Genomic DNA, 20,865 nt, shown 5'->3' on the forward strand with positions numbered 1-20,865 from the left:
AAACCAGCGCATGTCGATCGACGTCAACAACGAGTCCGGAACCGAGGTCGACGAGCAGGCGATCCTCGACATCGCCCGCTACGCGCTGGCGCGGATGCGGATCCACCCGCTGTCGGAGCTGTCGGTGATCGTCGTGGACGCCGACGCCATGGAGCAGCTGCACGTGCAGTGGATGGACCTGCCCGGACCGACGGATGTCATGTCGTTCCCCATGGACGAGCTGCGTCCGCCGTCCAAGGACGACGAGGAGCCCCCCCAGGGGCTGCTCGGCGACATCGTGCTGTGCCCCGAGGTCGCCACCAAGCAGGGCGCCGAGGCGCCGACGCAGCACTCCATGGACGAGGAGCTCCAGCTCCTCACCGTCCACGGGGTGCTGCACCTGCTGGGCTACGACCACGAGGAGCCGGACGAGAAGGCCGAGATGTTCGGCCTCCAGGCGGCGATCGTCGACGGCTGGCGCGCCGAGAAGGGCTTCACCGGTCCCTCCCCGGCCCCGACCGTCTCATGAGCGTCCAGCTCGTCGCCGGCGCCGTCGCCCTGGTCGTCGTCGCCTGGCTCGCCGCCTGCGCGGAGGCCGGCCTCGCGCGCGTCTCCAGCTTCCGCGCCGAGGAGGCCGTCAAGTCCGGCCGCCGCGGCAGCGCCAAGCTCGCCCAGGTCGCCGCCGACCCGACCCGCTATCTGAACGTCGCCCTGCTGGTCCGCGTCGCCTGCGAGATGGCCGCCGCCGCGCTCGTCACGTACGCCTGCCTGAGGTCCATCGACGGCACCGCCGCCGCGCTGCTCTCCGCGATCGGCGTGATGGTCCTCGTCTCGTACGTCGCCGTCGGCGTCTCCCCGCGCACCATCGGCCGCCAGCACCCCCTCAACACCGCGACGGCCGCCGCGTACGTCCTGCTGCCGCTGGCCAGGATCATGGGCCCGATCCCGTCCCTGCTGATCCTCATCGGCAACGCCCTCACCCCCGGCAAGGGCTTCCGCCGCGGCCCCTTCGCCTCCGAGGCGGAGCTGCGCGCGCTGGTCGACCTCGCCGAGCAGGAGTCGCTGATCGAGGACGACGAGCGCCGGATGGTGCACTCCGTCTTCGAGCTCGGCGACACCCTGGTGCGCGAGGTCATGGTCCCGCGCACCGACCTCGTCGTCATCGAGCGCTACAAGACGATCCGCCAGGCCCTGACCCTGGCTCTGCGCTCGGGGTTCTCCCGGATACCGGTCTCGGGGGAGAGCGAGGACGACATCGTCGGCATCGTCTATCTGAAGGACCTGGCCCGCAAGACCCACATCAGCCGCGACGCCGAGTCCGACCTGGTCTCCACGGCCATGCGCCCGGCGGCCTTCGTCCCCGACACCAAGAACGCCGGTGACCTGCTGCGCGAGATGCAGCAGGAGCGCAACCACGTCGCCGTCGTCATCGACGAGTACGGCGGCACCGCAGGCATCGTCACCATCGAGGACATCCTGGAGGAGATCGTCGGCGAGATCACCGACGAGTACGACCGCGAACTCCCGCCCGTCGAGAACCTCGGCGAGGACCGCTACCGCGTCACGGCCCGCCTCGACATCACCGACCTGGGCGAGCTGTACGGCCTGGAGGAGTACGACGACGAGGACGTCGAGACCGTCGGCGGCCTGCTGGCCAAGCACCTGGGCCGCGTCCCGATCGCCGGCGCCTCCAGCGTCGTACGCCTCCCCGACGACCGTGATCTGCGGCTCACCGCCGAGGCCGCCGCCGGGCGGCGCAACAAGATCGTGACGGTCCTGGTCGAGCCGGTGGGGGAGAAGTCGTCGTGAACCAGCGGGAGTTGAGGTCGCTGTGCCTCTCCTTCAACGCGGCGGTCGAGGACTTCCCGTTCTCCCCGGACATCTCGGTCTTCAAGGTCGCCGGGAAGATGTTCGCGCTGAGCTGGCTGGACGACCGTCCCCTGAAGGTCAACCTGAAGTGCGACCCGGAGGACGCGATCCGCCTGCGCGCGGAACACCCGGACCTGATCACCCCCGGCTACCACATGAACAAACGCCACTGGAACACGGTCCGCCTCGACGGCGACCTCCCGCCCCGGCTGATCCGGGAGCTGGTGGAGGACTCGTACGACCTCGTCGTCGCGGGACTGCCGAGGGCGGAGCGGCTGCGGCTGGACCGGCCCTAGTTATGCTCTGACCATGACCGACAGCAACGCGCTTGCCCCCGAGGACCAGAAGATCGTCACGCTCGCCCGTTCGGCGCGGGCGCGGAACGGGGCCCTTGAGGGGGCGGCCGTGCGGGACGAGACCGGGCGGACCTATGTCGCCTCGACCGTCGCGTTGCCTTCGCTGAAGCTGAGCGCGTTGCAGACCGCTGTCGCCATGGCGGCGGCTTCGGGGGCCCAGGCCCTGGAGGCGGCGGCGCTGGTGACCTCCGGCGACGCGGTCGGCGACGCCGATCTCGACGTCGTGCGGGATCTCGGCGGGGCCGGGACCGCGGTGCTGGTGGCCGGTCCTGACGGGGTCGTGCGGGAGACCCTTACCGTCAACTGACCTCTCAAGCCCCGCCGTTGGCCGAAAATGTGCCTTGCCGGGGGGTGTCCCGCACGTATCAATGGAACCGTTGATTCCGACGGACCGTCAGATCCACCCCCCACGGGGCCGGTGACCGCACCCGCCCGCCCCGCCTCCGGCCGTCCGTCTCTCGCAGTAGATCCGGAAGGAGCCGGAAAGCCATGAGAGGCAAGCGAATCGGAACAGGTGCGGCGGTGGCGGTGGGCGTACTCGCCGCCGCGGGGCTGGCGTTCGCGCCCGCCGCCGCGGCCGTCAGCCCGGGAACCGCCACGTTCACGGCCAGTTGCGGCATCTTCGGCGGCGGCGCAGCCACCCTCACCGCCACCCAGAGCGGCACCACGGGCACCCTCACCCTCTCGTCCAGCGCGGTCACCACACCGCTCGCGCTCGGCGCCAACAGCATCACCTCGACCCTCACGATGGCGAACTCCACTGGTTCCAACCGGGTGTTCACCGGTACGGTCAACCCGGCGCTGGCCGCCGGCGACCCCGTCACCGTCGGCCCGCTGACCGGGACCGTCGCCTCCGGCGACAGCCTCGACTTCTACGGCGGCAGCCTCTCGATGGTCATCTTCGGGGTGACCGTCACCTGTACGACCAGCGCCGCGCAGTCGCCGGGGCCGTTCGTCTACAGCTGAGCCGCGGGTCCAATCCGCGCCGAAGCAAAGTGATATGACGGTCAGTCAGTTCCTGAAGCTGACTGACCGTCAGTTTCCCTCTCCCGCTCCATTGACTTCTCGCCGCCGCTGCCCGTCAATGCCCCCTGTCGGCGCGGACGAAGCCGACCCCTTGGAAGGAGGGGGCACCCATGGGTTCGACACCCACTCGAAGACGGCGCCTCATATCGCTGTTCGGCGCGGTCCTGCTGGCCGGTGCCGCCGGCGCGGCGTTCGCCTGTCCCGCCGGCGCGGCCGGGCAGAACGTCGACTTCGCCACCCACTGCATCCCGCCCGCCGTCGCGGGCCTGCCGCCCATCGACGGCACCACGACCGCCCGGATCGACGTCGACAACACGGCGCCCAAGGTCGGCGACACCGTCACGGTCACCTACACGGTCGTCACCCCGGCCGCGAACAACCCCACCGACCTCGCCCTCCCGGCCGACATCATGACCCCGACCGGCAAGGTCGTCCTCGGCGGCGCCCAGACCGGCACGGTCACCGTCGCCGGGCCCAAGAAGAACGACCCGGTGCCCGGCCGCGGCACCTTCCCGTCCTTCTCGATGACCGGCACGTTCACCGTCACCGCCCCCGGCGCGATCACCCTCTCCCCGGGCGACTACAACATCCACACCAGCTACATCCTGGAACTCGACACCCCCTGCACGGTCACCAACCCGCCCGCCCCGGTGTCGGAGACGGTCACCGCCGCCGCCAACCCGCCCGCCAACACCCGTGCGATCTCCCTGAGTTCGGCATCCGGCAGCCCCGGTACGGCAGTTGCGGTGACCGGCAGCAACTTCACCCCGGGCGCGACCGTCACCCTCGCCGGCCGCTCCGGCACCGCCCAGACCCAGGACACGGCGACGGCCACCGCCAACTCAGCTGGTTCCTTTACGGGTTCACTGACCGTCAGTGACCTGACCACCACCGGGATCGTCGCCTACGAGGGCGGCGCGTGGAGCGCGGACAAAGGCGCCGGGCCCGTCGCGTACGTCGTCATCGACAACACGCCGATCCCGGCGAACAGCCAGAAGGTGACGACGACCGTCAAGGCCGGCACGCTCTCCATGTCCCAGGCCGGGGACTCGGTCGCGCTGTCCGCCGTCGACTTCGGCAGCGGCGGTTCCTCGACCGGCGCGCTCCAGACCGTCACCGTCAAGGACTTCCGCGGCGGCCCGGCCGGCTGGTCGCTCACCGGCAAGGTCACCGACTTCACCGGGTCCGGCGCCAAGATCGGGGCGGACAAGCTGAGTTGGACACCGAAGTGCGCGACCAAGACGGGGTCGCCGAGTGTGTGCCAGGCCGGGAGCGCCGGTGTCGTCGGCAGCGGGGGAGCGACGCTCGCCTCGACGCCCGACGGGACGATGACCGGCGGGGAGTTCACGGCGGACGCGCAACTCTCGCTTGCTGTACCGGCGTTCACGCCGCCGGGGGCGTACGCGGGGGTGCTGACACTGACGCTGACCTGAGCCCGAACCTGAGCTGGGCTGGGCCTGGGCCCGAACCTTAGCTGAGCCGAGCCCGAGCCCGAGTTCAGGTCCGAGTCCGACAAGCGGTCCGGGCGCCTCCCGCACCGGAGGCCCGCACCCGTCCGGCCGCCCAACCCCCTTCCCTCCGCGAGGAGTTGCCGCCCATGCGGGACAAGCTGTACGTCATCCTCGGCGCCCTCCTCCTCGCCCTGCTCGGCTCCCCGGCGCCAAGTCACGCCGCCGACAACGGGAGTTGGTCCGTCTACCCCGTCGCCACCGCCGTCTCCGCCCGCCCCTACTTCTACCTCTCCACCGCCCCCGGCCGGACCGTCGAGGACAAGGTCGTCGTCGCCAACAAGACGGCCGGCCCCCTCACCTTCCGGCTCTACGCCGCCGACGCCTACAACACCGCCCGCGACGGGGGCTTCGCCGTGAAGTCGGCCGGGGAGAGGATGCTGGGAGTCGGTGCGTGGGCGAAGCTGCCGGAGTCGGCGGTCACCGTCGCCGGCGGGCAGTCCGTGACCGTCCCGTTCAGCATCTCCGTACCCCTAGGGGCCGAACCCGGAGATCATCCCGGGGCGATCGTCGCGCTGGACGAGCAGGTGGCGAAGGCCGGCCCGGGGGTTGCCCTAGGGGTGCGGCGGGCTGTCGGGGCGCGGGTCTACTTGCAGGTCAGCGGGGCGAAGCTGCCCGCGCTCGCTGTGGAGGACGTCCGCGTCGGACACCGCCAGCCGCTGGTCCCCGGGCTCGGTGACAGCTCCGCGACCGTCTCCTACACCCTCCACAACACCGGCAACGTCACCCTCCACCCCCAGGTGGAGCTGAAGGCGAAGGGACTGTTCGGGCGGACGCTGCTCGAACGGAGGCTCACCAGGATCCCGGCGGAGCTGCTGCCGGGGCAGAAGGTACGGCTCAGCGAACCATGGCGGGACGCGCCCCAACTCGACTGGGGGGACGTGACGTTGACGGCCAGCGCGACCGGGACGAAGGAGGCCGCGGGGGCGTCGTTCCTGGCGGTGCCGTGGCTCGCGGTGGGGGTGGCGTTCGGGGCCGGGATCGCCGGGGGAGTCGTCCTCGCGAAGGCGAGGCGCCGGAGGCCGACGGCGACCCCTAAGGGTGCCCCGACCCCGGCGAACGCCACCTAGGGAATCCCTAGGGGACCGCCTCGCCCCCTAGGGGACCGCTAAAGCGCGTCCGGCCCCCGCTCCCCCGTCCGTACCCGCACCACCGTCTCCACCGGCACCGCCCACACCTTCCCGTCCCCGATCTTCCCGGTCCGCGCCGCCTTGACGACCGCCTCCATCGCGGGCTCGGCGTCGTCGTCCTCGACCACCACCTCGATACGGACCTTGGGCACGAGGTCGACCTGGTACTCGGCGCCCCGGTACACCTCGGTGTGCCCGCGCTGCCGGCCGTACCCGCTGGCCTCGGTGACGGTCAGGCCGTGCACCCCGAGTTCCTGGAGCGCCGTCTTGACCGCTTCGAGGCGGTACGGCTTGACGATCGCGGTGATGAGCTTCATGCCGGGGGCGTCACCTTCTGGGCGGAGGGAAGGACGGAGTGGGCGACCGGGGCGCCATGGCCCAGGACCCCGTGATCGTAGGCGGTCTCGGCGTGCACCGTAAGGTCCAGGCCGGTGTGCTCGTGCTCCTCGTCCGCGCGGAACCCGATCAGCTTGTCGATGACCTTGCCGATCCCGTACGTCACCCCGAAGGCGTAGACCCCTACGACGACGATCGCGAGCGCCTGTTTGCCCAACTGGCCGATCCCGCCGCCGTACAGCAGCCCGTCCGTGCCGCCCGTCATCTCCGCCGCCGCGAAGACGCCGATCAGGAGGGTGCCGATGATGCCGCCGACCAGGTGGACGCCCACGACGTCCAGGGAGTCGTCGTAGTTCAGCTTGAACTTCCAGCTCACGGCGTACGAGCAGACGACGCCCGCCGCCAGGCCGATGACCAGCGCGCCCGGCAGGGAGACCGAGCCGCAGGACGGGGTGATCGCGACCAGGCCGGCGACCGCGCCGGACGCCGCGCCCAGGGTGGTGGGGTGGCCGTCGCGCTTCTGCTCGACGAAGAGCCAGCCCAGCAGGCCGGTGCAGCCGGCGGCCATCGTGTTGAGGAACGCGGCGGCGGCCAGGCCGTTCGCGCCGAGCGCGGAGCCGGCGTTGAAGCCGAACCAGCCGAACCAGAGGAGGCCGGCGCCCATCATGACCATGGGGAGGTTATGGGGGCGCATGGAGTCTTTCTTGAAGCCCAGCCTCGGGCCGAGGACCAGCGCGAGCGCCAGCCCGGACGCGCCCGAAGTGATCTCGACCGGCAGTCCGCCCGCGAAATCCAGCGCGCCGAGCTTCTCCAGGATCCAGCCGCCGGGGCCCCAGACCCAGTGGGCGACGGGAACGTATACGAGGAGGGCCCAGACGGGGACGAAGACCAGCCACGCGCCGAACTTCGCGCGGTCCGCGATGGCGCCGCTGACCAGGGCGGCCGTGATGATCGCGAAGGTCAGCTGGAAGGTCGCGAAGAGGAGGGTGGGGACGGTGCCGTGCACGCTGTCCGGGCCGAGGCCCGCCATCCCGGCGTGCTCCAGTCCGCCGATCAGCCCGCCGCCCGCGTCCTCGCCGAACGCCAGCGAGTAGCCGGCGGCCAGCCAGACCACCGTGACCAGCGCGATCGACACGAAGCTCATCATCAGCATGTTGAGCACGCTCTTCGTACGGACCATGCCGCCGTAGAAGAGGGCCAGGCCCGGAGTCATCAGCAGAACAAGAGCGGTCGCGGCGAGCAGCCAGGCGGTGTCGCCGGTGTCCACCTGCGCGGCGGCTAGGTACACAGTGATCTCCAACGGGTGCGGGGCTCGTCAGAGGTTCACCGGTGTGCGTTTCCGGTCGCGTACGCCGGTGTTTCGGTGGCGTTTCGTTGCAGGTGGGTTTCCGGAAGCTCACCGTTGGGGGACGGGTCCGAGCGCGTGTGCGGCGGGGCCGTGGGGATCAGGGAGAATGGGAGCATGAGCGTTCGTAATCAGTCATCGCCGGAGGCCGGCAAGCCGACCGGAAAGCCGGGGGCGAAGTCCGGCGAACCCGCCCATCGCTCCGGCGAACCCGCCCACCGCTCCGGCTTCGCATGCTTCGTGGGCCGGCCCAACGCGGGCAAGTCGACCCTCACGAACGCTCTCGTCGGCAAGAAGGTGGCGATCACCTCCAACCGGCCGCAGACCACCCGGCACACGGTCCGGGGCATCGTCCACCGCCCCGAGGCCCAGCTGATCCTGGTCGACACCCCGGGGCTGCACAAGCCGCGCACGCTGCTCGGCGAGCGGCTCAACGACGTCGTACGGACCACCTGGGCCGAGGTCGACGTCATCGGGTTCTGCATCCCCGCCGACCAGAAGCTCGGCCCCGGCGACCGGTTCATCGCCAAGGAGCTGGCCGGGATCAAGCGGACGCCGAAGGTCGCGATCGTCACGAAGACCGACCTCGTCGACTCCAAGACACTCGCCGAACAGCTCATCGCCGTCGACCAGCTCGGCAAGGAGCTGGGCATCGAGTGGGCGCAGATCGTGCCCGTCTCGGCGGTGGGGGAGAAGCAGATCGGCCTGCTGGCCGACCTCCTCGTCCCGCTGCTCCCCGAGGGCCCGATGCTCTACCCCGAGGGCGACCTCACGGACGAGCCCGAGCAGGTCATGGTCGCCGAGCTGATCCGCGAGGCCGCGCTGGAGGGCGTCCGCGACGAACTCCCGCACTCCATCGCGGTGGTGGTCGAGGAGATGCTCCCCCGCGAGGACCGCCCCGCCGACAAGCCCCTCCTCGACATCCACGCCAACATCTACATCGAGCGCTCCAGCCAGAAGGGCATCATCATCGGCCCCCAGGGCAAGCGCCTGAAGGACGTGGGCATCAAGTCCCGCAAGCAGATCGAAGCGCTGCTGGGTACGCCGGTCTTCCTCGATCTGCACGTGAAGGTCGCCAAGGACTGGCAGCGGGACCCGAAGCAGTTGCGTCGTCTGGGGTTCTGATCGGCAGATCGGGGTGTACGCCGGCCGCGCGGCGGTAGCCGCAAATTGATACAGCCTCGATCTGCACGTGAAGGTCGCCAAGGACTGGCAGCGGGACCCCAAGCAGCTACGCCGACTGGGCTTCTAGGGCTCTGCGGAGCCAGGTGTACGACGACTTCGGCGTCCGCGCCTGCGTCGCGAAGTCCACGTGGACCAGGCCGAACCGGCGCGCATACCCCTCCGCCCACTCGAAGTTGTCGAGCAGCGACCACACGAAGTAGCCCCGGACGTCCACGCCTTCGGCCATCGCCCGGTGCAGGGCGCCGAGGTGGCCGCTCAGGTACTCGATCCGGTGCCGGTCGTCGACGCCGTCGCCGGAGCAGCCGTTCTCGGTGATGACGACGGGCGGAAGCCGGTCGCCGTACCGGGACTTGAAGCCCGTCAGCAGCTCCGTCAGCGCCTCGGGCACGACCGGCCAGCCGAAGTCCGTCTTCGGGACGCCCTCGATCTCCCGTACGGAGAAGGGGAGTTCGGCCGGCATCCGGACGCCGCCGAAGTCGATCTCGGCGCCCTGGGGAGCGCCGACGCGGGTCGGGGCGTAGTAGTTGATCCCGTACCAGTCGACGGGCTCGGAGATGACCTTCAGGTCGGCCGCGACATCGCCGGGCATCAACTCGCCCATCCCGTCCGGGTATTCACCCAGCAGCACCGGTTCCGCGAACAGCCGGTTCAGCAGCAGGTCGTAGAAGGCCGCCGCCTCCACGTCCGGCTGGTCCTCGGACGCCGGCCAGGTCGGGCCGTGGGAGTTGGCGATGCCGATGTCGTCCGCGCCGGCCGCGCGCAGGGCCTGGACGGTCAGGCCGTGGGCCAGGAGCTGGTGGTGGGCGGCGGGGAGCGCGTCGAAGAGGAGCTGCCTGCCGGGGGCGTGGGTGCCCAACGCGTGGCCCAGCAAGGTGTGTTCGGCGGGTTCGTTGACGGTGATCCACTTGCTGACGCGGTCGCCCAGACGGTCGGCGACCCGCGCCGCGTACTCCGCGAGCTTCGCCGCCGTGTCCCGCTGGAGCCAGTCCAGGTCCGTCGGCAGGTCCCAGTGGAAGAGGGTCGGGACCGGGCGGACGCCGGCCGCGCAGAGTTCGTCGACGAGCCGGTCGTAGAAGCCGAGCCCGCCCTCGGCGCGTACGCGCGGCCAGGAGATCGAGAAGCGGTACGCGCCGACGCCCAAGCCGGCCAGCAGGGCGACGTCTTCGCGGTAGCGGTGGACGTGGTCGCAGGCGACCGCGGTGTCCGAGCCGTCCTTCACCGCCCCCGGCCGGGCCGCGAACTCGTCCCAGATGGACGGCTCACGGCCCGCCGCGCCCTCGATCTGCTGGGCGGAGGTGGACACGCCCCAGAGGAAGTCCTCGGGGAAACGGGGGAGTTGAGGATCAGTCGCCATGGGCGGGATCATCCGTCACCTACGCCCCCTCCTTCAACACCCTTGAGATCAAGGTCCGTTGCGCCTCGGACAGTTTCGGGTCCGCCGCGTAGACGGTTTTTGTGCCGACGGTGATCTCGTAGCTGAAGCCGTCGGGCACTCCCGAGGGGCGGGTGCCCTGGCCGGCGGTCAGCGCCCGCTCGGCCAGGGCCCGCCACTCCGCCGCGTCGGGACGCCCTTCGGTGTCCACCTCGGCCCGCCGTACGATGCCGGCGAAACCGCCGGTGCGCGTCACCTGAATCCGCATGGGGTCCTGTCTAACGCATCGGCTAACTCGTCGGCACCCCTACGAGCGACCACGCCTTCGTCACCGCCTGGACCGCATCACCGTCCCCGTACCGGGCCTTCGCCGCCGCCAGCGTGAGTTTCGCGAAGTCCGTGAACTGGGCGTCCGACTGCAACTCCCCGCCGGTCAGCACGTCGTACCAGACCTGCCCCGCCTTCTCCCAGGCGTTGCCGCCGAGTTCGGTGGCGAAGAGGTAGAACGCGTGGTTGGGGATACCGGAGTTGATGTGGACGCCGCCGTTGTCGCGGCTCGTCCGCACGTACTTGTCCATCGTCCCGGGCTGCGGGTCCTTGCCGAGCTGGGGGTCGTCGTACGCGGTGCCCGGGGCCTTCATCGAGCGCAGGGCCGTGCCGTGGATCGCGGGGGCCAGCAGGCCCGCGCCGATCAGCCAGTCGGCGTCGGCGGCGCTCTGGCCGAGGGCGTACTGCTTGATGAGGGAGCCGAAGACGTCGGAGACCGACTCGTTGAGGGCGCCGGACTGGCCGTAGTACTCCAGGTTGGCGGTGTGCTGGGTGACGCCGTGGGTCAGCTCGTGGCCGATGACGTCGACGGGGATGGTGAAGTCGAGGAAGACCTCGCCGTCGCCGTCGCCGAAGACCATCTGCGTGCCGTCCCAGAAGGCGTTGTCGTAGTTCTGGTCGTAGTGCACGGAGGCGTTGAGGGGCAGGCCCGCGCCGTCGATGGAGTCGCGCGCGTAAACCTTCAGATAGAGGTCGAAGGTCGCGCCGAGGCCCGCGTACGCGCGGTTGACGGTGGCGTCCTGGACGGGGTCGGCGCCCTCCGCGCGGACCTCGGTGCCCGGGAGGGTGGTGGTGTGCCCGGCGTCGTAGATGGTGCGGTCGGGCTTGCCGGTGCCCGTGGTCGGGGCCACCGCGGTCGCGCGCAGGGCCGTGATCCGGCGGCGGGTGCGCTGGGCGGCGTCGTGCTCCAGGGTGCGCCGGACGCGGTCGGCGACGTCCGCGTTGTCGTGCTGGGCCAGCTGGTCGAGCACGTGCGGCGGGATGATCGTGCAGAAGACGGGCTCAAGGCCCCCGGAGGTGGTCATGCCCCGCACCTTGGCACTGAGTCATGAAGCTGTCACTACCGGCCACCATGATTGGTGAAATACGGTGACATAGGGCGGTGATCCATGCTCTTGTGTGGTACAGCGCACGTTTTGTCCCGTTCGTCCCAGCGGTCCCGCATACTGGGACGGAGCCGCACGGCACGGCAAGCTCAGCTACAGTTCGATCACTATGCGTTTCGGGCTGCTTCTCCTTAGCTGCCGCGGCGAGGGCCTGTAGACAGGTCGACTCCCTCCCCGCGGAGCTTCGTGTTGCACAGTCGGCCGGCCTTCCGGACCCCCTGAGGAGCCTCGCGATCATGGCGAACCGCCAGCAGCCCAGCAACATGCCGATCCACAAGTACGGTCAGTACGAGCAGGTCGTCATCCCCGACCGCACGTGGCCCGAGCAGCGCATCACTCAAGCCCCCCGCTGGCTGTCGACCGACCTGCGGGACGGCAACCAGGCCCTGATCGACCCCATGTCGCCCGAGCGCAAGCGCCGGATGTTCGACCAGCTGGTCAAGATGGGCTACAAGGAGATCGAGGTCGGCTTCCCGGCCTCCGGCCAGACCGACTTCGACTTCGTGCGCTCGATCATCGAGGAAGAGGGCGCGATCCCCGACGACGTGACGATCTCCGTACTGACCCAGGCCCGCGAGGACCTGATCGAGCGGACCGTCGAGTCCCTGAAGGGCGCCCACCGCGCGACCGTCCACCTCTACAACGCGACCGCGCCGGTCTTCCGCCGCGTCGTCTTCCGCGGCTCCAAGGACGACATCAAGCAGATCGCCGTCGACGGCACCCGCCTGGTGATGGAGTACGCCGACAAACTGCTGGGCCCCGAGACGGAGTTCGGCTACCAGTACAGCCCCGAGATCTTCACCGACACCGAGCTGGACTTCGCGCTGGAGGTCTGCGAGGCGGTCATGGACGTCTACCGGCCGGGCCCGGGCCGCGAGATCATCCTCAACCTGCCCGCCACGGTGGAGCGTTCGACCCCCTCCACGCACGCGGACCGCTTCGAGTGGATGAGCCGCAACCTCTCCCGCCGCGAGCACGTCGTGATCTCCGTCCACCCGCACAACGACCGCGGTACGGCCGTCGCCGCGGCCGAACTGGCGCTGATGGCCGGCGCCGACCGCGTCGAGGGCTGCCTGTTCGGACAGGGCGAGCGCACCGGCAACGTCGACCTGGTCACCCTGGGCATGAACCTCTTCTCCCAGGGCGTCGACCCGCAGATCGACTTCTCCGACATCGACGAGATCCGCCGCGTGTGGGAGCACTGCAACCAGATGGAGGTCCACCCGCGCCACCCGTACGTGGGCGACCTGGTCTACACGTCCTTCTCCGGCTCCCACCAGGACGCCATCAAGAAGGGGTTCGACGCGATGGAGGCCGACGCCGCCGCCAAGGGCGTCACCGTCGACGACATCGAGTGGGCCGTGCCGTACCTGCCCATCGACCCCAAGGACGTCGGCCGCTCCTACGAGGCCGTCATCCGCGTCAACTCCCAGTCCGGCAAGGGCGGTATCGCCTACGTCCTGAAGAACGACCACAAGCTGGACCTGCCGCGCCGGATGCAGATCGAGTTCTCCAAGCTGATCCAGGCGAAGACGGACGCCGAGGGCGGCGAGGTCACCGGCGCCGACATCTGGACGGTCTTCCAGGACGAGTACCTGCCCAACCCCGGCAACCCGTGGGGCCGTATCCAGGTCAAGACCGGGCAGTCGACGACCGACACGGACGGCGTGGACACGCTGACGGTGGAGGCGACCGTCGACGGCGAGGACACCGTCCTGTCCGGCTCGGGCAACGGTCCGATCTCGGCCTTCTTCGCCGCCCTCCAGAGCCTGGGCATCGACGTACGGCTGCTGGACTACCAGGAGCACACGATGAGCGAGGGCGCCTCCGCGCAGGCCGCCTCCTACATCGAGTGCGCCGTCGGTGACAAGGTGCTGTGGGGCATCGGCATCGACGCCAACACGACCCGCGCGTCCCTGAAGGCGGTCGTCTCCGCCGTCAACCGCGCGACGAGGTAGCTCACCCGCCGGTGAACCGGGGCCTTGACCGTTGTGTACGACGGTCAAGGCCCCGACGCATATCGGCCACCCACGCCCCCAGGTAACGGACCGGTCTCGTCAGAAGGGCTGACTGCACGTCCCGGATGTGGCTAACATCACGCAGACGTGGCGATGGGGCCGCGGCGGGATGGAGGTGCGACGTGCTGCCAGGACGGGGACGAGACGGCCGTATGACGAGGCGCTTCCTGGGCACCCGGACCGCGTGGACGCCCGTGGGCGACGGGGAGTTCTTCTGCCCCGGCTGCGGCGGCGACCGCAACTACCAACGGCTCACCGGCAGACGGCGGCTGACCTGCCTCGGCGTGCCCGTACTGCCCCGCGGCGAGGCCGGGCCGGTGATCGAGTGCGCGGCCTGCCGCCGCCACCACGGCCTCGACGTCCTCACCCACCCGACCACCACCCGCTTCTCCGCGATGCTCCGCGACGCCGTCCACACCGTCGCCCTCGCGGTCCTCTCCGCCGGCGGCACCACCTCCCGCACGGCCCTCGACACCGCCGTCGGCGCGGTCCGGGCGGCCGGTTTCCCGGACTGCACGGAGGACCAACTCGTCGCCCTGGTCGAGGCGGTGGCCGCCGACACCGGCCGCGCGTACGGCACCCCCTGCGGGCCGGGACTGGCGATAGAGCTGCACGAGGCGCTGGACCCGCTGGCACCCCATCTCGCGTGCGTGGGACGGGAGTCGATCCTCTTGCAGGGCGCGCGGATCGCGCTCGCGGACGGCCCGTACACCCCGGCGGAACGGGAGACGCTGGCGACGGTGGGGGCGGCGCTGACGATCTGCGCGGAGGATGTGACACGGCTGCTGGCGGCGGCGCGGACACCTTCCTGAAGCTGCGGACGCCTTCTTGAAACGCGGGAGTTGGCGACGGGGGGCGCCTTCCTGAAACGCGGGAGCCGGCCAACAAGGCCGATACGCAAGGGAGTCAGGCCGGCGCCAGCACCCCCTCCTCCCGAACCGCCAGCAGCAGCACCGGAGTCAGCATCAGCAGCACCCCCGCCGCCCCGATCGCCGTCCGCGTGCCGACCACCCCCGCCAGCACCCCCCACAGCGCCGTCAGCGACGCGATCCCCGCCTTCGTGCTGACCGACCACGCCGACAGCACCCGGGTCACCCGGTCGGCCGGGACCAGCTCCAGCCGGGTCGTCGCCATGAGCGGGCTGAACACGCCCACGCCGAGGATCAGGACGAACTCGACGGCCATCACCAGCGCGAGCCCGGCGACCCCGGGCCCGACGAACGCCAGCCCCACCGACCAGCACGCCCGCAGCGTCCCCGCCCACACCAGCACCCGGCGCCGCCCCCAGCGCGCGGTCAGCGGCCGGGCCAGCCGCGAGCCGAGCAGCCCGCCGACGCACGGCAGGGCGAACGCGAGCCCGTACTGCCAGGGCGCGAAGCCCAGCCGGCCCAGCATGAGGACGGCGAGCAGCGGGGCGGTCGCCATGATCAGGCCGTTGACGAGGACGACGTTGCAGAACAGCGGGCGCAGCCCCGGGTGCGCGAGGATGAACCGCCAGCCCTCAAGGACCTCCCGCCCGCTCATCACGGGCGCCTTGCGCGGCTCCGGCTCCTGCCCCTTGATCGCCCGGATGCCGAGCGCCGACAGCAGGAAGCTGGCCGCGTTGGCCACGACGGTCACGACCGGACCGAACATCCCGATCGCCGCCCCGCCCAGCGGCGGCCCCAGCATGGTCGCCGTCCACGTCGTCGACTCGAACCACGAGTTGGCGCCCAGCAGTTGCTCCTTGGGCACCAGCCACTTCACGTACGCCCCGCTGGCCGCCGTGAACGTGATGTCCGCCGCCGCCACGACCATCGACACCACCAGCAGCTGCGCCAGCCCCAGCACCCCGCACGCGTACGCCAGCGGCACGCTCAGCATCGCCGCGCACCGCAGCAGATCCGCCCCGACCAGCACGGGCCGCTTGCGCCGGAACTCCACCCACGGCCCGAGCGGCACGGCGGCCAGCGCGCCCACCGCCGGGCCCACCGCCGCCAGCAGCGACACCTGCGCCGGATGCGCGTCCAGCACGAGCACCGCGATCAGCGGGAACGCGTCGAACGCCAGCCACGTCCCCAGCACACTGACCGCATAGGCCCCCCACAGCCACCGGAAATCCCGCGTCACGCTCTGTACGTTTCCCTTCCGCGTCCCCGCGTAGGCGAGAATGGGCCCATGAGTCTGTTCCGCGACGACGGCATCGTGCTGCGCACCCAGAAGCTCGGCGAAGCGGACCGCATCATCACTCTCCTCACCCGCGGCCATGGCAGAGTACGCGCCGTCGCCCGGGGTGTGCGCCGCACCAAGTCCAAGTTCGGGGCCAGGCTGGAGCCGTTCTCCCACGTCGACGTGCAGTTCTTCACCCGGGGCAGTGAACTGGTCGGCCGGGGCCTGCCGTTGTGCACACAGAGTGAGACCATCGCGCCGTACGGTGGCGGGATCGTCGCCGACTACGCCCGGTACACCGCCGGGACGGCCATGCTGGAGACGGCGGAACGGTTCACCGACCACGAGGGCGAGCCCGCCGTCCAGCAGTACCTGCTCCTCGTGGGAGCACTGCGCACTCTCGCGCGCGGGGAGCACGCGCCGCATCTCGTCCTCGACGCGTTCCTGCTGCGCTCCCTCGCCGTGAACGGGTACGCGCCCAGCTTCGGGGACTGCGCCAAGTGCGGGCTGCCCGGGCCGAACCGGTTCTTCTCCGTGGCCTCGGGCGGCTCGATATGCCCTGACTGCCGGGTCCCCGGAAGCGTCGTACCCTCGCCTCAGACGCTGGTCCTCCTCGGGGCGCTGCTCACGGGGGACTGGGCGACCGCGGACGCGAGCGAGCCCCGGCACGTGCGGGAGGGCAGCGGGCTGGTCTCCGCCTATCTGCACTGGCACCTGGAGCGCGGGCTGCGCTCACTGCGGTACGTAGAGAAGTCCTGATCGGTAGGGAGTAGATAGGTCATGGTCGTACGCGGGATTCTGGGGCGGCAGCGGCGCGAGTACCGGGAGCCGGACCCGCACCCCTCCGGCGCGCGCCCGCCGAAGCTGCCCGGCGAGCTGGTGCCGGAGCACGTGGCGATCGTCATGGACGGCAACGGCCGCTGGGCCAAGCAGCGCGGGCTGCCCCGCACCGAGGGGCACAAGGTCGGCGCCGAGCAGGTCCTCGACGTCCTCCAGGGCGCCGTCGAGATGGGTGTGAAGAACATCTCGCTGTACGCCTTCTCCACCGAGAACTGGCGGCGCTCGCCCGACGAGGTGCGCTTCCTGATGAACTTCAACCGCGATTTCATCCGCAAGAGCCGCGACCAGCTCGACGCGCTCGGCATCCGCGTGCGCTGGGTCGGGCGGATGCCCAAGCTGTGGAAGTCGGTCGCGAAGGAGCTCCAGGTCGCCCAGGAGCAGACCAAGGGCAACGACAGGCTGACCCTGTACTTCTGCATGAACTACGGCGGACGCGCCGAGATCGCCGACGCCGCGCAGGCGCTCGCCGAGGACGTGAAGGCGGGCCGCCTCGACCCGTCCAAGGTCAACGAGAAGACCCTCGCGAAGTACCTGTACTACCCCGACATGCCGGACGTCGACCTCTTCCTGCGCCCCAGCGGCGAGCAGCGCACCTCCAACTACCTGATCTGGCAGAGCGCTTACGCCGAGATGGTGTTCCAGGACGTCCTGTGGCCCGACTTCGACCGCCGTGACCTGTGGCGGGCCTGCCTCGAATTCGCCTCCCGCGACCGGCGGTTCGGCGGGGCGATCCCCAACGAGGAGCTGATGGCGATGGAGGCGGCGGCGGGCGGGGAGTCGGACGACACCCCGTAGTCGCCTCTGGTTCACGCCCCCGGCGGCCGGGGGTTCACGCGGCTCACGGACGATCCGCCCATGAAGCCCGTAACCCCCGTCGTCGCCTTGTGCGCCCTGCTCGCCACCGCCGGCCCCGCCTCCGCCGCGCCCCCGGCCCACCTGGAGAGCTACGGCACCAAGGCGCCGTACTCCCCGCAGCAGACCTCCTACTCGAAGGCGCCCGCCGGGTTCGCTCCCGTCTTCACGGAGAACGTCTCCCGGCACGGCTCCCGGGCCGCCACCGACAGCGAGGACGGGGACCTGATCCTGGGGCTGTGGGACAAGGCCGCCGCGTCCGGTCAACTCACCGGCAAGGGCGAGGAGTTCGGGCCCAAGGTGCGGGCGCTGCTGGCCGCGATGGCGAAGGTCGGGTACGGCAACCTCAGCGGGCGGGGCCGCGAGGAGATGCGGGACACGGCGGACCGTATGGCGGCCCGGCTGCCGTCGCTGTTCACGAGGATCGCGGCGGGCGGCGAGAAGATCGACGTCGTCAGCTCGGGGCAGGGCCGGGCGATCGACAGCGCGAACGAGTACGCCGGTGAACTCGCAGCCAAGGACCCGGCGTTGAAGCCGCTGATCGGTGAAACCCGCACCGACAAGGACCTGTTGTACTTCCACAAGGCGGCGGGCGGGGCCGCTTATCGGGACTACATTGCGGGCGACCAGCGGCTGGCGGCGACTTTGAAGTCGGTCGAGGAGCAGCCGAAGACGTCTCAGGCGGCGGTGAGCGTTCTGCGGAAGCTTTTCAAGCCGGCGTTCGTAGCGGGCATCACGGACCAGGTCGCCGCCGCCGAGGCCGTCTACAACCTGTACGCCATCGCCCCCGCGATGAGCCAGGAGAGCCCCGGCGGCAAGGGCTGGGGCATGGACCGCTACCTCTCCCGCACGGACGCCTCCTGGTTCGGCTACCTCGGGGACGCCGAGGACTTCTACGAGAAGGGCCCCGGCTTCAAGGACTCCGACATCACCTACAAGATGGCGGGCGTCCTGCTCGACGACTTCTTCAAGAAGGCGGAGGCGAAGAGGGCGGGCACCAGCACCCTGGGCGCCGAACTCCGCTTCACCCACGCCGAGGAGATCATCCCGCTGGCGGCCCTGATGGGCCTGCCGGGCAGCACGGCCGCGGCGGCGCCGGGTACGCCTTACACGTACGAGAACAACCCCTGGCGGGGTGCGGCGGTGGCGCCGCTGGGCGCGAACATCCAGTGGGACGTGTACGCGAAGGGCGACCAGTACCTGGTCAGGATGCTGTACAACGAGAAGGAGGTGCCCTTCAAGGCGGGGTGCACGCCGGTGAAGAAGGGCAGCACGTTCTACGCGCTGGATGAGCTGGAGCGCTGCTTCGGAAGGGCGTGACCTTCGGCTACCGCATCGCCGCCGCGCACTCCGCGCAGGTCCCGAAGATCTCCACCGTGTGCGCCACGTTCACATACCCGTGCTCCGCCGCGATCGCCTCGGCCCACTTCTCCACCGCGGGCCCCTCCACCTCGACCGCCTTGCCGCAGGCTCTGCACACGAGGTGGTGATGGTGGTCGCCGGTGGAGCAGCGCCGGTACACCGACTCCCCGTCGGAGGTGCGCAGCACGTCGACCTCACCGGCGTCGGCCAGTGACTGGAGCGTGCGGTAGACCGTCGTGAGGCCCACCGAGTCGCCCTTGTGCTTCAGCACGTCGTGGAGCTCCTGGGCGCTGCGGAACTCGTCGACCTCGTCGAGTGCCGCGGCCACAGCGGCACGCTGCCTGGTGGAGCGGCCCTTAACGGGTGGTCCAGCGGTCGTCACCGTTGCCTCCTCAACGTCTGGGCACTTGCCCGGGCCATTGTGCCAGCCCGGACTGTGCCTGGTCAGACGCCGGTCTTGGCACCAGCCCGACGGCTGGCCGGAATCGCGCACTCCGCGGGGTCCCCGAGCGGGTCCGCGGCACGGGCGCGCCGCCGGGCGAGCGGCGCCGACAGCGCCGTCAGCAGGATGAACGCGCCGATGGTGAGCAGCACGATCGTCGCGCCGGGCGGTACGTCCTGGTAGTACGAGGTGATCGTGCCGCCGAGCGTGACGCTCACCCCGATGGCCACCGCGATGGCGAAGGTGGCGGCGAAACTCCTGGTCAACTGCTGTGCGGCGGCGACGGGTACGACCATCAGTGCCGATACCAGCAGCAGCCCCACGACCCGCATGGCGACGGTCACGGTGACCGCCGCCGTGACGGCCGTCAGCAGGTTCAGCGCGCGCACGGGCAGCCCGGTGACCCGCGCGAACTCCTCGTCCTGGCTGACGGCGAACAGCTGCCGGCGCAGGCCCAGCGTGACGAGCACGACGAACGCGGCCAGCAGGCAGATCGCGGTGACGTCGGACTGCGAGACGGTCGACAGGGAGCCGAAGAGGTACGAGGTGAGGTTGGCGTTGGAGCCGGTCGGGGCGAGGTTGATGAACATGACGCCGCCGGCCATGCCGCCGTAGAAGAGCATCGCGAGGGCGATGTCGCCCCGGGTGCGGCCGAACCAGCGGATCAGCTCCATGAGGATCGCGCCGAGCACGGAGACCAGCGTGGCCATCCAGATCGGGGACCAGGACAGCAGGAAGCCGAGGCCGACGCCGGTCATCGCGACGTGCCCGATGCCGTCGCCCATGAGGGCCTGGCGGCGCTGGACGAGGTAGATGCCGACGGCGGGGGCGGTGATGCCGACGAGGACGGCGGCGAGCAGGGCCCGCTGCATGAAGGCGTAGTCGAGGAAGTCCATGTCAGCTCAGCAGTCCCGTGGTGTGCAGCGGCTCGTGCGGGTGTACGTGGTCGTGACCCGGCAGGGCGTGTTGTCCCACGGCCTGCGGGGGCGGTCCGTCGTGCAGGACGCAGCCGTCGCGCAGGACGACCGCCCGGTCGATCAGCGGCTCCAGCGGCCCGAGTTCGTGCAGCACCAGCAGGACCGTCGTGCCCGCCGCGACCTGGGCGCGCAGGGTCTCGGCCAGGACTTCCTGGCTCGCGAGGTCGACGCCGGCCATCGGCTCGTCCATGATCAGCAGCTCGGGCTCGGAGGCGAGCGCGCGGGCGATCAGGACGCGCTGGTGCTGGCCGCCGGAGAGCGCGTCGACGTTGTCCTTGGAACGGTCGGCCATGCCGACGAGTTCCAGGGCCCGGCGCACGGCCGCGTGGTCGGCCTTGCGGAGCATCCCGAAGCGGGCGCGGGAGAGGCGGCCGGAGGAGACGACCTCGGTGACGGTCGCGGGGACGCCGCCGGCGGCGGTCGTGCGCTGCGGGACGTAGCCGACCCGGGACCAGTCGCGGAACCGCCTGCGGGGCGTGCCGAAGAGCTCGACCTCGCCGGCGCTGACCGCGACCTGCCCGATGAGGGTGCGCACGGCCGTCGACTTGCCGGAGCCGTTGGCGCCGAGCAGCGCGACGACCTCACCGCGCCGCACGGTGAGGTCGATCCCGCGGAGGACGGGCCGCGAGCCCAGCTCGGCGCGGACCCCGCGCAGGGCTATGACGGGCTCGTTCGTGCCGTTCATGG

Annotated in this window: 22 protein-coding genes; 13 read left to right on the forward strand and 9 right to left on the reverse strand. The window is 70.7% G+C overall.

Annotated elements, in window-relative coordinates; all coding sequences use genetic code 11:
• Positions 1-10 precede the first annotated feature (10 nt).
• From ybeY to ACYUD3_RS24525, 7 genes are all read left to right on the forward strand, one after another.
• Positions 11-508: an rRNA maturation RNase YbeY gene (ybeY, locus tag ACYUD3_RS24495; protein ID WP_470973487.1), complete on the forward strand. Its 498-nt coding sequence runs from the start codon at positions 11-13 to the stop codon at positions 506-508.
• A complete protein-coding gene (locus ACYUD3_RS24500; protein ID WP_470973489.1) occupies positions 505-1,788 on the forward strand; it encodes a hemolysin family protein in 1,284 nt (427 codons plus the stop codon). Before ybeY ends, ACYUD3_RS24500 begins: the two co-directional genes overlap by 4 nt.
• Positions 1,785-2,144, forward strand: a complete 360-nt coding sequence (locus ACYUD3_RS24505) for an MmcQ/YjbR family DNA-binding protein (protein ID WP_470973492.1) — start codon at positions 1,785-1,787, stop codon at positions 2,142-2,144. The genes ACYUD3_RS24500 and ACYUD3_RS24505 overlap by 4 nt, the downstream gene beginning before the upstream one ends.
• A gap of 13 nt (positions 2,145-2,157) precedes the next feature.
• Positions 2,158-2,511, forward strand: coding sequence for a cytidine deaminase (locus ACYUD3_RS24510; protein ID WP_470973496.1), 354 nt, complete (start codon positions 2,158-2,160; stop codon positions 2,509-2,511).
• A gap of 182 nt (positions 2,512-2,693) precedes the next feature.
• A complete protein-coding gene (locus ACYUD3_RS24515) occupies positions 2,694-3,170 on the forward strand; it encodes a hypothetical protein (protein WP_470973500.1) in 477 nt (158 codons plus the stop codon).
• A 170-nt stretch (positions 3,171-3,340) separates the two neighbouring features.
• On the forward strand, positions 3,341-4,663 hold the full coding sequence (locus tag ACYUD3_RS24520) for a beta-xylosidase (RefSeq protein ID WP_470973505.1): 1,323 nt from the start codon (positions 3,341-3,343) through the stop codon (positions 4,661-4,663).
• A gap of 164 nt (positions 4,664-4,827) precedes the next feature.
• Positions 4,828-5,808 carry a DUF916 domain-containing protein gene (locus ACYUD3_RS24525; protein ID WP_470973507.1) on the forward strand — a complete coding sequence of 327 codons (981 nt, stop codon included), beginning with the start codon at positions 4,828-4,830 and terminating at the stop codon, positions 5,806-5,808.
• Between the two features lie 38 nt (positions 5,809-5,846).
• On the opposite strand, the gene ACYUD3_RS24530 is transcribed toward ACYUD3_RS24525, so the two are convergent.
• Together ACYUD3_RS24530 and ACYUD3_RS24535 are read right to left on the reverse strand one after the other, a co-directional pair.
• Positions 5,847-6,185 (reverse strand): P-II family nitrogen regulator, encoded by a 339-nt coding sequence (locus tag ACYUD3_RS24530; RefSeq protein ID WP_470973510.1) that lies wholly within the window; start codon positions 6,183-6,185, stop codon positions 5,847-5,849.
• On the reverse strand, positions 6,182-7,492 hold the full coding sequence (locus tag ACYUD3_RS24535; protein WP_470974200.1) for an ammonium transporter: 1,311 nt from the start codon (positions 7,490-7,492) through the stop codon (positions 6,182-6,184). The genes ACYUD3_RS24530 and ACYUD3_RS24535 overlap by 4 nt, the downstream gene beginning before the upstream one ends.
• Positions 7,493-7,666: 174 nt before the next feature.
• On the opposite strand from ACYUD3_RS24535, the gene era reads away from it, so the two are divergent.
• Positions 7,667-8,674, forward strand: coding sequence for a GTPase Era (gene era / locus ACYUD3_RS24540; protein WP_470973515.1), 1,008 nt, complete (start codon positions 7,667-7,669; stop codon positions 8,672-8,674).
• A gap of 106 nt (positions 8,675-8,780) precedes the next feature.
• Here era and ACYUD3_RS24545 read toward each other — a convergent pair whose 3' ends face one another.
• From ACYUD3_RS24545 to ACYUD3_RS24555, 3 genes are read right to left on the reverse strand one after another with little or no spacing between them, the layout of a single operon-like run.
• On the reverse strand, positions 8,781-10,088 hold the full coding sequence (locus tag ACYUD3_RS24545) for a GH1 family beta-glucosidase (RefSeq protein WP_470973519.1): 1,308 nt from the start codon (positions 10,086-10,088) through the stop codon (positions 8,781-8,783).
• Between the two features lie 19 nt (positions 10,089-10,107).
• Positions 10,108-10,374 (reverse strand): protealysin inhibitor emfourin, encoded by a 267-nt coding sequence (locus ACYUD3_RS24550; RefSeq protein WP_470973524.1) that lies wholly within the window; start codon positions 10,372-10,374, stop codon positions 10,108-10,110.
• A 22-nt stretch (positions 10,375-10,396) separates the two neighbouring features.
• Positions 10,397-11,458 (reverse strand): M4 family metallopeptidase, encoded by a 1,062-nt coding sequence (locus tag ACYUD3_RS24555; RefSeq protein ID WP_470973529.1) that lies wholly within the window; start codon positions 11,456-11,458, stop codon positions 10,397-10,399.
• 317 nt (positions 11,459-11,775) lie between these two features.
• Here ACYUD3_RS24555 and leuA point away from each other — a divergent pair, with 317 nt between their 5' ends.
• Positions 11,776-13,497 (forward strand): 2-isopropylmalate synthase, encoded by a 1,722-nt coding sequence (gene leuA, locus ACYUD3_RS24560; RefSeq protein WP_470973532.1) that lies wholly within the window; start codon positions 11,776-11,778, stop codon positions 13,495-13,497.
• A 182-nt stretch (positions 13,498-13,679) separates the two neighbouring features.
• A complete protein-coding gene (locus ACYUD3_RS24565) occupies positions 13,680-14,369 on the forward strand; it encodes a tellurite resistance TerB family protein (protein ID WP_470973534.1) in 690 nt (229 codons plus the stop codon).
• 94 nt (positions 14,370-14,463) lie between these two features.
• Here ACYUD3_RS24565 and ACYUD3_RS24570 read toward each other — a convergent pair whose 3' ends face one another.
• Complete coding sequence (locus ACYUD3_RS24570) at positions 14,464-15,666, reverse strand: MFS transporter (protein ID WP_470973538.1); 1,203 nt, start codon at positions 15,664-15,666, stop codon at positions 14,464-14,466.
• A gap of 48 nt (positions 15,667-15,714) precedes the next feature.
• Here ACYUD3_RS24570 and recO point away from each other — a divergent pair, with 48 nt between their 5' ends.
• From recO to ACYUD3_RS24585, 3 genes are read left to right on the forward strand one after another with little or no spacing between them, the layout of a single operon-like run.
• The gene (gene recO, locus ACYUD3_RS24575) at positions 15,715-16,464 is read left to right on the forward strand and encodes a DNA repair protein RecO (RefSeq protein WP_470973542.1); all 750 of its coding nucleotides are present in this window, start codon (positions 15,715-15,717) and stop codon (positions 16,462-16,464) included.
• A 21-nt stretch (positions 16,465-16,485) separates the two neighbouring features.
• A complete protein-coding gene (locus ACYUD3_RS24580; protein WP_470973546.1) occupies positions 16,486-17,340 on the forward strand; it encodes an isoprenyl transferase in 855 nt (284 codons plus the stop codon).
• Between the two features lie 60 nt (positions 17,341-17,400).
• Entirely contained in the window at positions 17,401-18,717 is a 1,317-nt protein-coding gene (locus tag ACYUD3_RS24585; protein ID WP_470973549.1) for a histidine-type phosphatase, read from the forward strand.
• 7 nt (positions 18,718-18,724) lie between these two features.
• Here ACYUD3_RS24585 and ACYUD3_RS24590 read toward each other — a convergent pair whose 3' ends face one another.
• The 3 genes from ACYUD3_RS24590 to ACYUD3_RS24600 all read right to left on the reverse strand — a co-directional run bounded on the left by ACYUD3_RS24590 (position 18,725) and on the right by ACYUD3_RS24600 (position 20,863).
• Positions 18,725-19,141, reverse strand: coding sequence for a Fur family transcriptional regulator (locus ACYUD3_RS24590; protein WP_470973552.1), 417 nt, complete (start codon positions 19,139-19,141; stop codon positions 18,725-18,727).
• A 62-nt stretch (positions 19,142-19,203) separates the two neighbouring features.
• The gene (locus tag ACYUD3_RS24595) at positions 19,204-20,097 is read right to left on the reverse strand and encodes a metal ABC transporter permease (RefSeq protein ID WP_470973555.1); all 894 of its coding nucleotides are present in this window, start codon (positions 20,095-20,097) and stop codon (positions 19,204-19,206) included.
• A gap of 1 nt (position 20,098) precedes the next feature.
• The gene (locus ACYUD3_RS24600) at positions 20,099-20,863 is read right to left on the reverse strand and encodes a metal ABC transporter ATP-binding protein (protein ID WP_470973558.1); all 765 of its coding nucleotides are present in this window, start codon (positions 20,861-20,863) and stop codon (positions 20,099-20,101) included.
• Positions 20,864-20,865: the final 2 nt, after the last annotated feature.

Source organism: Streptomyces sp. AMJ-169 (assembly GCF_055597585.1).

What these genes read in the sequence shown, in the direction of transcription:
- ybeY (WP_470973487.1), top strand. Translation starts at nt 11, where the DNA reads ATGTCGATCGACGTCAACAACGAGTCCGGAACCGAGGTCGACGAGCAG.
- ACYUD3_RS24500 (WP_470973489.1), top strand. Translation starts at nt 505, where the DNA reads ATGAGCGTCCAGCTCGTCGCCGGCGCCGTCGCCCTGGTCGTCGTCGCC.
- ACYUD3_RS24510 (WP_470973496.1), top strand. Translation starts at nt 2,158, where the DNA reads ATGACCGACAGCAACGCGCTTGCCCCCGAGGACCAGAAGATCGTCACG.
- ACYUD3_RS24515 (WP_470973500.1), top strand. Translation starts at nt 2,694, where the DNA reads ATGAGAGGCAAGCGAATCGGAACAGGTGCGGCGGTGGCGGTGGGCGTA.
- ACYUD3_RS24520 (WP_470973505.1), top strand. Translation starts at nt 3,341, where the DNA reads ATGGGTTCGACACCCACTCGAAGACGGCGCCTCATATCGCTGTTCGGC.
- ACYUD3_RS24525 (WP_470973507.1), top strand. Translation starts at nt 4,828, where the DNA reads ATGCGGGACAAGCTGTACGTCATCCTCGGCGCCCTCCTCCTCGCCCTG.
- ACYUD3_RS24530 (WP_470973510.1), bottom strand. Translation starts at nt 6,185, where the DNA reads ATGAAGCTCATCACCGCGATCGTCAAGCCGTACCGCCTCGAAGCGGTC.
- era (WP_470973515.1), top strand. Translation starts at nt 7,667, where the DNA reads ATGAGCGTTCGTAATCAGTCATCGCCGGAGGCCGGCAAGCCGACCGGA.
- ACYUD3_RS24545 (WP_470973519.1), bottom strand. Translation starts at nt 10,088, where the DNA reads ATGGCGACTGATCCTCAACTCCCCCGTTTCCCCGAGGACTTCCTCTGG.
- ACYUD3_RS24550 (WP_470973524.1), bottom strand. Translation starts at nt 10,374, where the DNA reads ATGCGGATTCAGGTGACGCGCACCGGCGGTTTCGCCGGCATCGTACGG.
- ACYUD3_RS24555 (WP_470973529.1), bottom strand. Translation starts at nt 11,458, where the DNA reads ATGACCACCTCCGGGGGCCTTGAGCCCGTCTTCTGCACGATCATCCCG.
- leuA (WP_470973532.1), top strand. Translation starts at nt 11,776, where the DNA reads ATGGCGAACCGCCAGCAGCCCAGCAACATGCCGATCCACAAGTACGGT.
- recO (WP_470973542.1), top strand. Translation starts at nt 15,715, where the DNA reads ATGAGTCTGTTCCGCGACGACGGCATCGTGCTGCGCACCCAGAAGCTC.
- ACYUD3_RS24580 (WP_470973546.1), top strand. Translation starts at nt 16,486, where the DNA reads ATGGTCGTACGCGGGATTCTGGGGCGGCAGCGGCGCGAGTACCGGGAG.
- ACYUD3_RS24585 (WP_470973549.1), top strand. Translation starts at nt 17,401, where the DNA reads ATGAAGCCCGTAACCCCCGTCGTCGCCTTGTGCGCCCTGCTCGCCACC.
- ACYUD3_RS24595 (WP_470973555.1), bottom strand. Translation starts at nt 20,097, where the DNA reads ATGGACTTCCTCGACTACGCCTTCATGCAGCGGGCCCTGCTCGCCGCC.
- ACYUD3_RS24600 (WP_470973558.1), bottom strand. Translation starts at nt 20,863, where the DNA reads ATGAACGGCACGAACGAGCCCGTCATAGCCCTGCGCGGGGTCCGCGCC.